This window comes from Sediminimonas sp. (assembly GCF_024637375.1).
Taxonomy (GTDB): Bacteria; Pseudomonadota; Alphaproteobacteria; order Rhodobacterales; family Rhodobacteraceae; genus Sediminimonas.
Window position 1 is genome coordinate 32,819 of record NZ_JAGXFK010000074.1, and the last position, 11,640, is coordinate 44,458.

An 11,640-nucleotide genomic window follows, 5' to 3' on the forward strand; every position below is an offset into this window, starting at 1 on the left:
TTGCAGCAAGGCCGATGCGGCGGGCGGGGCGGCGATTTCCGCCGGTGCCACGTTGTCTTGCGCCGCGCGCGTGCCCACGTTGCACCCAGCCGCCTTGCCGATCGGGATGCCAGACAGACGTGGAGGGCATCATTACCTATTTCCAGAGCCTCTCCGCCGCCGGGTTTGCAGCGACCGCCATCAGTTACGGGCCGGGGCGGATGGGGTTTGGCCTATTCGTGCCGGAATTCAGATCGGCGTTCTCGATGTCGACCACGGCGGTCGGCTTCGTCTCGAGCCTTGGGTTTCTCGGGTTCTTCGCCGGGCTGCTGATCGCGCAGGCCCTGCTGACGCGGCGGGGGCCGAAGGCGCCTGTCCTGTCGGGCATGATCGCGGCCACGGCCGGCATGGCAATTGTCGCCCTCGCGCCCACCGCAACCATCCTGGCGGTCGGCGTGTTCCTAGCCGCGTCGAGTGCCGGTTTCGCGTGGACGCCGTTCAACGACGCGGTTCACCGCAAGGTCTGCGACGTGAACCGGCCGACGGCCCTGTCGCAGATAAGCACCGGCACCAGTATCGGGGTCGTTGGCGCCGGCCTCGCGGCGCTCGTCATGGTGCTGACAGGCCTGTCCTGGCGAGTTTTCTGGATGGTCTTCGCGGCGGCGGGCGCCGTCGCGCTGATTGCCAACCAGGCCGCCCTGCGCTAGGTCGAGAAGAACCCCGAGGGCATTCCGCAAAAGGGCTGGCACAACGTTCTGCAGGTCGGGGCGCTGCCCCTTTTCGCCATCGCCTTCGTGTACGGAACGACCTCGTCGATCTATATCTCCTTCGCGGCCGACCACATGCTTGACAGCGGCGGCGTGGCCGGGGTGCCCGTCGCGGCCACGCCGGCGGTGGTCTTCGTCGTGTACGGCGTCTTCGGCCTGGTCGGGCTGCTTGCCGGGCGGGTGCGGGCGATGATCGGTCTGCCACGGCTTTTGCGGCTTCTGATGATGGCCGGCGCGCTGTCGGTCGCGCTTGTCGCGTTTGCACCGGGAAGCTGGCTGGGTCTGATCCCGTCGGCCGGGCTGCAGGGGGTGCAGGTGATGATGACAAGCGCCGTGCTGGCGTTCTGGTCGGAACGGCTGTTTCCATTGCTGCCGTCGTTCAGTTTCACGGCGGCCCTTCTGGCCATGGCGGGCGGGAGCATCCTGGGCCCGGCCATCGCGGGCGTTGTCGCGGATGCCTACGGGGCCGGGACGATGTTCCTTGGCGCAGCCACGCTTCCGGCGGCGACGGCGTTGCTGCTGCGGGACCGTCACGCGGTTGAACAGCCCCTGCGCGGCGCGCTGATGGCGCGCCCGTGACCGGGGGCAACCCGGGGTGCGCCCATTTGACGGCCAGAGCGCATGCGAAAGCGGTTCAAGCTTCCTCAAACGATTGCCGTTGATCGAAGGCAACGAGCCGGCGCACCGCAACCGGCAAAGGTTCGGCCGGGGACAGACATGGCGAGCCGTGTGGTTGTTCCGGCGCAGCTATCAGATCAAGCTGATCGCCGGCCAGTTCGTTGATGCGCGCGACCGACGAGAAAGGGACATGCGCGTCGTTCGGGTTGTGGATCGCCAGGAACCTCGTGTCGGTCGGCCGCCAGAAGGACGGGTACGCGAAACCACCCGAAAGAACCAGGCCGGTCCGTATGGTCGGGAGGGGTTGACCAATAACGTCATGCAGCATGATGGCATTGAGTACCGATATTCCGCCGGCGGAGGACCCGCCGAGGACAAACTCTCCCGTCAGGTTGAAGTGTTCCAGCCGTATGTTGATCCATTTGAAGAATGCGCAGATGTCTTCGACCACGGCGATCGGGCGCTGGCGGCGAAAGGGCTCCTGCATCTCTTCGCCCCATTTTTCGGAATCCCGGATCAGGGCGCCCATGGCCCGCCGTGCCGGGGCGGTCAGAACAGCGGGCGGGCGCGCCAGGCGGTAGTCGATACACGCCATGGCGTAGCCTTCCCGAGCCAACGTTTCCGCGATCAGCCCGTGTTTTCGGTTGCGCCGCGTCCCGGCGCGAAATCCCCCGGCATGAGCCCAGACCACAAGCGGCCAAGGGCCCGTCGAATTGCCTGGAAGATAGAGATCGGCACGCAGATCGAGCTTGCCCTGCTTGGTATCGGGCCGTGAGAAGATATACGAAAACCGTTCGAAACACATTTCCGGCACGTCTTTCACACCTCCTTTCACGTAGCCAGGAACCGCATGATGTCGTGGCAATATTTCACCGGATTGCTGCAATGCGTGTCAACTCCACCGTCATGAAAAGGTCGGGGCAGGTGATGCGTCCGCTACGGCGTGGGCGTGCATTTCGCCGCGTCGGATTCGGGCGGCCGCCCCGGTTTGCCGCCCTCGAACGTCGATCCCTTCCGTTGCCGAACAGCAGGCGCCCCCACCCCACCATCTGCTGGACGCTTGCATGCGGGTAAGGCAGTGTGGCGGGCATGGGTGACGTTGATCTTTTCATGCGGTTCGGGCTGGCGCTGGCGATCGGGCTGTTGTTCGGGGTCGAGCGCGGCTGGCAGGGGCGCGGCGCCTCGGAGGGTGCGCGCATGGCCGGCATCCGCACCTTTGCGCTGACGGCGCTTTTGGGCGCGGTCACGGGCTGGCTGGCGACGCTGGCCGCGCCGGTGGTCCTGGGGCTGGGGTTTGCCGGGCTGGCGGCGCTGGTCGCGGTCGGTCACTGGGCGGGGATGCGCGCCGACGACGACCGCGGGATCACCACCGAGGTGGCGATGCTGCTGGTCTTCGGGCTGGGCGCCGCGGCGGTTCTGGGCGCCATGGCGCCGGTGGCGGTGGTGGCGGTGGTGGCGACCTTGCTGCTGTCGATGAAGCGGCGGTTGCACGGGCTGGTCGCCGGGGTCGAGCAGCTGGAGCTTGACGCGCTGCTTCGCCTGGCGGTGCTGTCGGTGGCGGTGCTGCCGCTGCTGCCCGACCGGGGTTTCGGGCCCGGCGGGGTGCTCAACCCCTACCAGATATGGTGGGCGGTGGTGATAGTGGCGGGGCTGTCGTTTTTCGGCTACGTGGCGATCCGGCTGGCGGGGGCGCGCATCGGCGTGCTGGCCACGGGGCTGTTCGGGGGGCTGGCCTCGTCGACCTCGACCACCGTGGCGCTGGCGCGGCTGGCGCGGCAGAACGCGGCGCTGGTGCCGCTGGCGGCCACCGGAACGGTGCTGGCCGGGTCGGTCACCTTTCTGCGCATCCTGGTGCTGGTGGCGGTGTTCGAGCCGCGGCTGGTAATGCCGCTGGCGCTGCCGATGGCGGCGATGGCGGCGGCGGGGTTCGCCGCGGCGCTGGTCATCCATTCGCTTGCGGGCAGTGGCGACGCCACCGACGCGGCGGACCGCGCCGACGCCCTGCGCAACCCGCTGGAGCTGGGCGCGGCGCTGATGTTCGGGGCGGTTCTGGCGGTGGTGATCGTGGCCACGCATTACCTCGAAGGCTGGCTGGGCGCGCGCGGCGTCTATGCCGCCGCGGCGCTGTCGGGGGTCACGGACGTGGACGCGATGACGATCTCGGTGGCGCGGCTGGTGGGCGCGGATTTCACCCCGGCGCAGGGCGCGGTGGCGGTTTTCGTCACCGCCGCCGTCAACACCGCCGTCAAGGGCGGGCTGTCCTTTGCCGCGGGCAGTGCGGGCCTTGGCTGGCGCGTGGCGCTGGCCTATGTGGCGGTGCTGGGCGTCGGCGGTCTGGCGCTGTGGTGGGGCTGAGCGGGACGCGTCTGCGCGCTGGAAACCGGGCCCGAGGCGCGGGGTGGCGCCTCGCCACAAGCGCGATTTTGCAGCCGCGAAAACTCGCGACTTGATAGTGCCGGGATTCGTCCGCACTGTGCAGGGGGCAAATCACCGGGCACAGGAGGCACAGGGGGGTACCATGACAGATCGCGATTCCGGCGCCCGCTGGTTTCTGGCCCAGCACAAGCCCAACAGCCACCGGGTTGCCAAGCGCAATCTCGAGCGGCAGGGGTTTTCCACCTTCCTGCCCGTGCAGGAGGAAACCCGGCGCACGCGGGGCCGTTTCGTCACCCATCTGCGGCCGCTGTTTCCCGGCTACATTTTCGTCGCGTTCGACCCGGCGGGCGGCAACTGGCGCGCGATCAATTCGACCGTCGGCATCACCCGGCTGATCGGCGCCGGCAATGCGCCGCGCATCGTACCCGGCGAACTGGTGGACCAACTGAAGGCGCGTTGCGACGCCGAGGGCAAGTTGCTGGAATCGCAGGCGCTTGCGCCCGGCGACCGGGTGACGCTGGCCACGGGGCCGTTCGCCGACTATGTCGCCACCGTCGAAAGCCTGGCGCCCGACCGGCGCGTGTGGCTGCTGCTGGACCTCATGGGCCAGCAGACGCGCGTCGCGATGGACGTGGCGGAACTGCGCGGGGCACGGCCCGAGGGCGCCGGATGAGGCGTTGTGCGGCAGGCCGCGCGCAGCCCCGCCGGATGGCCTGCGTGTCGTGACCCGGCGGTGGCCGGCTCAGGTGGCTTGCGTGCGCATGCCGCTTTCGGAGGCTTCGGCCGGCACCAGCGCCTTTACCACCTCGGCCATGTCCAGCGTGCCAACCCGCTTGCCGTCGCGGGTAACCACGAAATGGGCCGCCATTTCGCCCTCGGATTTCGCCAGCACCGATTCCAGCGTATCGTCATGGTCGACCTCGACCGCGCCTTCGGACAGCGGTGCGCCGCTTTCGTTCATCACCGAGCGCACGCGCAGCACCCGCGCGCGGTTGATGTCGGAAACGAAGTCGACGATGTAATCGTCCTCGGGCTCCAGCAGGATCTTCTGCGGCTCGCCCTGCTGGACGACGTAGCCATCCTTGAGGATCACCAGGTGATCGGCCAGTTTCAGCGCCTCGTCGAGGTCGTGGCTGATGAACACCACCGTCTTTTGCAATTCCGCCTGCAATTCAAGCAAGAGATCCTGCATGTCGGTGCGGATCAGCGGATCGAGGGCGGAGAACGCCTCGTCCATGAGCATGATCGGCGAGTTGGACGCCAGCGCGCGCGCCAGCCCGACACGCTGCTGCATGCCGCCCGACAACTCGTGCGGGTACTGGTCGGCGTTGCCGCCCAGCCCGACACGGTCGAGCCATTTGTGCGCGTCCTTTTCGTAATCGGCGCGCTTGTCGCCACGCGTCGCGGCGGCCATGCCGGTGTTGTCCAGCACCGTCCAGTGCGGCAGCAGCGCGAAGTTCTGGAACACCATCGACATGCGTTCGCGGCGCACGAGGCGCAACTGTTCCTGCGACAGCGACAGCACGTCCTCGCCATCGAGCAGGATCTCGCCCGCGGTGGGTTCGATCAGGCGGTTGAGGTGGCGGATCAGCGTCGACTTGCCCGACCCCGACAGGCCCATCATCACCGTGATGTCACCCTCGCGCACCTCGGTGTTGATGTCGTTGAGGCCCAGCACATGGCCGGTCTCCTCCATCAGTTCTTCCTTGCCCAAGCCCTCCTCGCGGACGCGCTTGAGCGCGGCCTGGGGATCGGCGCCGAAGATCTTGTAGAGATGCTTGATCTCGATAAGGGTTCGCTTCCCGGTCATCGGCTGATCCTCACGATTTATGGGTCGTATTGATGCGCGCCAGCGATGCTTTGGTGACCCGGTCCAGGATCACCGCCAGCAGCACGATGCCAAGCCCCGCGACCAGGCCGACGCCCAGTTCGAGGTTGCGGATGCCGCGCAGCACCAGCACGCCCAGGCCCGGTGCCGAGACCAGCGAGGCGATCACCACCATGGCGAGGCTCATCATGATCGTCTGGTTGACGCCGGCCATGATGTTGGGCAGCGCCAGCGGCACCTGCACGCCGAACAGCTTCTGCCGGTCGGTCATGCCGAAGGCGTCGGCGGCCTCGATCACGCTCTTGTCGACCATGCGGATGCCAAGGTCGGTCAGGCGGATCACCGGAACGATGGCGTAAAGGATGATGGCGATGCCGTATAGCTTGGGCTCGGTCACGCTGAACAGGAAGATCAGCGGAATCAGGTAGACAAAGGGTGGTAGCGTCTGGAGCATGTCGAGGATCGGGATCGTCATGCGTTGCATGGTGTTGGATCGTGACATGGCGATGCCTATCGGCACCCCGAAGAGGACGCATATGAAGGCGCACACGAAGATGATCGCCAGCGTCTGCATGGTGTATTCGTAGTGGTCGATGAAGGCCAGCCCGCCGAAGGCCAGCGTCACGAAAGTCAGGAGCGCGAAAGACCGCGACACCAGCCAGGTGATCAGCATCAGAAGCGGAAGGACGATCCACCACGGCGTGTTGAGGATGCCGTAGAGCGACGCTTCGAGCGCCCAGCTAAGCGGCTGTGTCAGCGGGTCGAGCACGAAGCTCAGGCTGTCCTTGATGTTCAGGAACCCCTGCTCCAGCCCGAGGGTCAGCTCGCGCGAGCGCGGGAACGACTGGCACGCCGCATTGAATGCGTCCATCGACGGAAAGGGCAGTTCCCAAATCGAAACGTCGGCGGCTTCTTCGCCCCGTGAGCTGGCCCTGAGATCAGCCAGCGACATCGGCGCGCTGCCGCCGCCACCGCTCTCGCACCAGTCTTTCAGGCCGAGAGCCGAGAACACGAAGTCATAGGTTGCCATCTGTCATGCGCTCCTGAATGCGTGCCGGGAAACCCGCACGTCGCGGATAGGGTTGCGGCGGGGGGCAGGAATAATCGCGGCGGGGGCGGCACGCAGGCCGCCCCCGCCGACAGGTACGCCGGGGCTTACTCGAGCAGGCCGGCGAGGTTCTCACGCGCGGAGTCGTTCAGCCACTCGCCCCACTGGTCCTTGTAGTTGCCAAGGAAGTAGACGGCCGTCTCCTCGTAGGAGGCGCTGTTCTCGTCCGCCCAGGCCAGCAGCTTGCTCATGGTGCTGGTCTGGAAGCTCATCTTCGAGAAGAACTCCGTCACTTCGGGGTTGCTCTCGGTAAAGGCGGTGGTCGCCGCGGTCAGGATCGGCGCCGCCGGGAAGTCGGAAACACCCGGGTTCGGCGTATCCGGGTTCTGGTTGCGACCGTGCACTTCGGCATCGACCGGGCCGAGATCGACCCGGGTCATGTCGTACTTGCCCATCGGCACCGTCGGACCCCAGTAATAGCCAAACCAGGGCTCCTTGTCGTTGACCGCCGCACCCATCGAGGTTGCCAGCGTTTCGCCCGAGCCATGGTTGAACACCTCGATGCCGGCGCCTTCGAGATCCAGCGCGCGCACCAGGTTGTCGCTGACCACGCGGCAGCCCCAGCCGTCGGGGCAGTTGTTGAACATCCCGCCGACCAGTTCGGGGTTGTCCATGACGCCCTGAATGGTGGTCAGCTCGGGGTATTCCTCGGCCAGGTAGGTCGGGATCCACCAGCCTTCGACACCGCCGGGTTGGAGCACCGAGTTCAGCCGCTTGACCTTGCCCTGCTCTTCGAGCTTGTCATAGGCATCGCCGGCCGAGTTGAGCCAGAAGTTGGTGATCACGTCGGGTTCGCCGTTCTCGGCCACGGAGGTGACCGCAGGGACGGTATCGGAGGGAACCAGGGTGACGTCGCAGCCATAGCCTTCTTCCAGAATGAACTTGGCCACCTCGGTGGTGACCTTGGCCGCCGCCCAGTTCATCTGTGCGATCGACACCTCGCCGCACTCCTGTGCCTGCGCGCCGGATGCCAGCGGGAATGCCAGCACGGTTGCGCCAAGAAGCTTTGTCATATGTTTCATCGTAAATCCTCGTATGTTGTGTCGGTCTTCGAGACTCGCACGGGAAACGCGCTCACCGCGTTTCCATATTCGGTGGGCCGTCGCGGCTTGCCGCAATGCGGCGCAGCGCCCCGTGCCCGACCGTCGCGGCGAATGATATTTAGCGTGGCTGAGGATTCAAGCCGTAAATTTTGCGTTAACGGGGAAAGATACGTGCGAATCGGGGCGAAACGGCATGTTTTCCCATGTGAAAAGGGCTTATGCGCCGTCGAGGCGCCGGGAGTGCGGGCCCGGATTATTTGATATCATTTCTTGTCAACCGGGCTGTTGATGACAAATCCGCGCGGAATGTCGGGGCGGCGGCGGGGTCGTGCGCCCCGCCGCGCCGCCCTCACCCCAGCCAGACGTCGAGGAACAGCATCAGAACCAGCCCGATCGACAGCCCCAGGGTCGCCTTGTTCTGGTGGCCGCTGCGGTGGGTTTCGGGGATGATTTCGTGGCTGATGACGTAAAGCATCGCGCCGGCGGCGAAGGCCAGCCCCCAGGGCAGCAGCGGCTGCGACAGGACGATGACACCGGCGCCCAGCAACCCGCCCACGGGTTCGACAAGCCCGGTCAGCGCGGCGATACCCCAGGCGCGCCACCTGGGGTAGCCCTCGCCCAGAAGCGCCACCGCGACGGCAAGCCCCTCGGGTACGTTCTGCAACCCGATCCCGATCGCCAGCGGCATGCCGCCGCTCAGCCCGTGCGCCCCGAACCCCACGCCGACGGCAAGGCCCTCGGGGAAGTTGTGGATGGTGATCGCGATGATGAACAGCCAGACGCGGCGCAGGGCGACCGCCTCGGGCCCTTCACGGCCCAGCTTGAAATGCTCGTGCGGGAGCTTCTCGTTCATCAGCGCCACCGCACCCATGCCCAGCAGGATGGCGACACAGACGATGGCCGCCGGGGCGGCGGCGCTCTGATACTGCAACCCGGCGGCGTCGAGCGCCGGGATGATCAGCGAAAAGAACGACGCCGACAGCATGACCCCGGCCGCAAAGCCGAGCGACATGTCGCGCGTCCCCCGCGACGGGACGCGCCCGAACAGAACCGGGATTGCCCCGACAGCGGTCATCGATCCGGCGATCAGGCTGCCCAGAAAACCGAGCATGACGGGCGATAGCGAATCCATGAGTACCTCCTGTTGAGCTTTGGAGGTTATTTCCCATTTTTGCGAGCGACTTGCAATTACGTCTTTTGCCCGCAGTTTGTCGCGTCGCGTCAGGTGCGTGCCATCGCGGCGGCAACGTCGAGCATCCGGTTGGAAAACGCCCATTCGTTGTCGTACCAGCTCAACACCCGGGTCATGCCGCCCTCGGTCTGCCGGGTCTGGTCGGTGGCAAAGACCGACGAGCGCGGGTCGTGGTTGAAATCCGACGACACCAGCGGCGCCTCGGACAGCCCCAGGATACCCGCCAGCGGCCCCTGCCCCGCCGCGGCGCGCATGGCGTCGTTAACCGCATCGACATCCGCGGCGCGGCGCAGCATCACGCACAGGTCAACCGCCGAGACGTTGGGCGTCGGCACCCGGATGGCCGACCCGTCGAGCCGCCCGGCCAGATCGGGCAGCACCAGCCCCACGGCGCGGGCCGCCCCCGTCGAGGTGGGGATGACGTTGGCCGCCGCGGCGCGGGCGCGGTAGAGATCGCGGTGCGCGGCGTCCAGCGTGGGCTGGTCGCTTGTATAGCTGTGCACGGTAGTCATGTAGCCGGTCTCGATCCCGAACTCGCGGTGCAGCACCATCGCCACCGGCGCCAGGCAGTTGGTGGTGCACGACGCGTTCGACACCACGCGGTCATCCTTGGTCAGGCTGTCGTGGTTGACGCCGAAGACCACGGTGCGGTCGGCGCCCTTGGCCGGCGCCGAGACCAGCACCCGGTCAGAGCCGTTGTCCAGATGCGCCGCGGCGGCGTCGCGGTCGGTGAATACGCCGGTGCATTCCAGCGCCACATCAACGTCGCCCCATTGCAGGGCGGCCGGGTCGCGTTCGGCGGTGAAGCGGATCTCGCGCCCGGCAACGACCAAGCGGTCGCCGTCGGCCTGCACCGGGTGCGCGAAGCGGCCGTGGACGGTGTCGTGCGCCAGCAGGTGCGCCGCCGTCGCGACGGGGGCGAGATCGTTGATCGCGACGACCTCGACGTCGCGGCGGCCTTCCTCGACAAGGGCGCGCAGCACGCAGCGCCCGATGCGCCCGAACCCGTTGATCGCCAGCTTGATGGTCATGGTCTGTGTCCTTTCATGTCTGTTCCCTGGTGTCGTTTTCGCGCCGCGCAAGCGGCGCAGGTAGCGCTAACATCGACGCACGGCCGCAACCCGCAACGCCGCGCTGTGCGGCATCCGTGCCGCTCAGACGTTCAAAGTGGCGGTGACGGCGCGTTTCCAGCGGTCGGTCAGCGCAGTGCGCGTCGCGGCGTCCATGGTCGGGCTGAAACGCCGGTCGAGCGCCCATGTCTTGGCGAACTCGGCCTGCGACGGGTAGAGCCCGGCGCGCATTCCCGCCAGCCACGCGGCGCCCAGGGCCGTGGTTTCCAGCACCTTCGGGCGGTCGACCGGCGCGTCGATGACGTCGGCAAGAAACTGCATCGTCCAGTCCGAGGCGCTCATCCCGCCATCGACGCGCAGGGTGGCGACCTCGCCCGCCTCGGCGGCGTGGCCGGCCCAGTCGGCGCGCATCGCGTCGAGCAGGTCACGGGTCTGGAAGCCGACGCTTTGCAGCGCCGCGCGGGCCAACTCCGCCGGGCCGGAATTGCGCGTCAGCCCGAAGATCGCGCCGCGGCAGTCGGGCCGCCAATAGGGCGCGCCCAGCCCGGTGAAGGCGGGCACCAGCACCACGTCCTGGTGGGGGTCGGCGGATTCGGCCAGCGGCTGCGTCTGGGCCGCCTCGCGGATGACGCCGAGGCCGTCGCGCAGCCATTGCACCACCGCGCCGGCGACGAAGATCGAGCCTTCCAGCGCGTAGGTGGGCCGCCCGTCGAGCTGGTATGCGATGGTGGTCAGCAGCCGGTTTTGCGACACGACGGGTTCGGCACCGGTGTTCAGGAGCGCGAAACACCCGGTGCCATAGGTGGATTTCACCATTCCGGGCGTGAAACAGGCCTGCCCGACGGTGGCGGCCTGCTGATCCCCGGCAACGCCCATGATCGGGATCGCACGGCCGAACAGGTCGGCCCGGGTGTGGCCGTAATCGTCGGCGCTGTCGCGCACGTCGGGCAGCATGGCCATGGGCACGCCGAGCATCTCGCACATGGTGCGGCTCCAGCGGCCCTTGCGGATATCGTAAAGCAGCGTGCGCGCGGCGTTGGTGGCGTCAGTGGCGTGCACCTTGCCGCCGGTAAGGCGCCAGATCAGGTAGCTGTCAACGGTGCCGAACAGCAGATCGCCCGCCTCGGCGCGGGCGCGCGCGCCGTCAACGTTGTCGAGAATCCATTTCAGCTTGGTGCCGGAGAAATACGGGTCGAGCAGCAGGCCGGTGCGGTCGATGACCGCCGCTTCGTGCCCAGCCTCGCGCAGCGTCTCGCACAGCGCCGCGGTGCGCCGGTCCTGCCAGACGATGGCGTTGTGGACCGGCTTGCCGGTGGTGCGGTCCCATACCAGCGTCGTTTCGCGCTGGTTGGTGATGCCGATGGCGGCGATGTCGGCGGCGTCGATGCCGGCGCGTTCGATCACTTGCCGGCAGGTGCCCGCGGTGGTCACCCAGATGTCGCCGGGGTCGTGTTCGACCCAGCCGGATTCGGGGTAATGCTGGGGGAACTCCTCCTGCGCGACGGCGGCGATGCGCATCGCGGTGTCGAAGAGGATGGCGCGCGACGATGTCGTGCCCTGGTCGATCGCGAGAATGTAGCGCATTGCCGCCGGCTCCGTTCGATGTCGTGGGCGCCGCGCGCGAGCGGCACTGGTGGTCGGGGCCCGCAGGCCCCGACC

Annotated in this window: 11 protein-coding genes; 4 read left to right on the forward strand and 7 right to left on the reverse strand. The window is 67.3% G+C overall.

Going from position 1 to position 11,640, the window contains the following annotated elements; translation table 11 throughout:
* Positions 1-119 precede the first annotated feature (119 nt).
* Together Q0L89_RS11865 and Q0L89_RS11870 are read left to right on the forward strand one after the other, a co-directional pair.
* Complete coding sequence (locus Q0L89_RS11865; RefSeq protein ID WP_296765323.1) at positions 120-686, forward strand: MFS transporter; 567 nt, start codon at positions 120-122, stop codon at positions 684-686.
* Between the two features lie 87 nt (positions 687-773).
* Entirely contained in the window at positions 774-1,325 is a 552-nt protein-coding gene (locus Q0L89_RS11870) for a hypothetical protein (RefSeq protein ID WP_296765325.1), read from the forward strand.
* Positions 1,326-1,380: 55 nt separating this feature from the next.
* Here the strand turns inward: Q0L89_RS11870 and Q0L89_RS11875 are convergent, their stop codons facing one another.
* Positions 1,381-2,187, reverse strand: a complete 807-nt coding sequence (locus tag Q0L89_RS11875) for a hypothetical protein (protein WP_296765327.1) — start codon at positions 2,185-2,187, stop codon at positions 1,381-1,383.
* A gap of 266 nt (positions 2,188-2,453) precedes the next feature.
* On the opposite strand from Q0L89_RS11875, the gene Q0L89_RS11880 reads away from it, so the two are divergent.
* Positions 2,454-3,719, forward strand: a complete 1,266-nt coding sequence (locus tag Q0L89_RS11880) for a DUF4010 domain-containing protein (RefSeq protein WP_296765329.1) — start codon at positions 2,454-2,456, stop codon at positions 3,717-3,719.
* 163 nt (positions 3,720-3,882) lie between these two features.
* Positions 3,883-4,413, forward strand: coding sequence for a transcription termination/antitermination protein NusG (locus Q0L89_RS11885; protein ID WP_296765332.1), 531 nt, complete (start codon positions 3,883-3,885; stop codon positions 4,411-4,413).
* A 69-nt stretch (positions 4,414-4,482) separates the two neighbouring features.
* Here Q0L89_RS11885 and Q0L89_RS11890 read toward each other — a convergent pair whose 3' ends face one another.
* From Q0L89_RS11890 to glpK, 6 genes are all read right to left on the reverse strand, one after another.
* On the reverse strand, positions 4,483-5,550 hold the full coding sequence (locus Q0L89_RS11890) for a glycine betaine/L-proline ABC transporter ATP-binding protein (RefSeq protein WP_296765334.1): 1,068 nt from the start codon (positions 5,548-5,550) through the stop codon (positions 4,483-4,485).
* A 10-nt stretch (positions 5,551-5,560) separates the two neighbouring features.
* Entirely contained in the window at positions 5,561-6,598 is a 1,038-nt protein-coding gene (locus tag Q0L89_RS11895) for a proline/glycine betaine ABC transporter permease (protein WP_296765337.1), read from the reverse strand.
* 125 nt (positions 6,599-6,723) lie between these two features.
* Positions 6,724-7,689 carry an ABC transporter substrate-binding protein gene (locus tag Q0L89_RS11900; protein ID WP_296765339.1) on the reverse strand — a complete coding sequence of 322 codons (966 nt, stop codon included), beginning with the start codon at positions 7,687-7,689 and terminating at the stop codon, positions 6,724-6,726.
* A 379-nt stretch (positions 7,690-8,068) separates the two neighbouring features.
* Positions 8,069-8,851, reverse strand: coding sequence for a ZIP family metal transporter (locus Q0L89_RS11905; protein ID WP_296765342.1), 783 nt, complete (start codon positions 8,849-8,851; stop codon positions 8,069-8,071).
* Between the two features lie 89 nt (positions 8,852-8,940).
* On the reverse strand, positions 8,941-9,942 hold the full coding sequence (gene gap, locus Q0L89_RS11910; protein ID WP_296765345.1) for a type I glyceraldehyde-3-phosphate dehydrogenase: 1,002 nt from the start codon (positions 9,940-9,942) through the stop codon (positions 8,941-8,943).
* 123 nt (positions 9,943-10,065) lie between these two features.
* On the reverse strand, positions 10,066-11,565 hold the full coding sequence (gene glpK, locus Q0L89_RS11915) for a glycerol kinase GlpK (protein WP_296765347.1): 1,500 nt from the start codon (positions 11,563-11,565) through the stop codon (positions 10,066-10,068).
* Between the last annotated feature and the right edge of the window lie 75 nt (positions 11,566-11,640).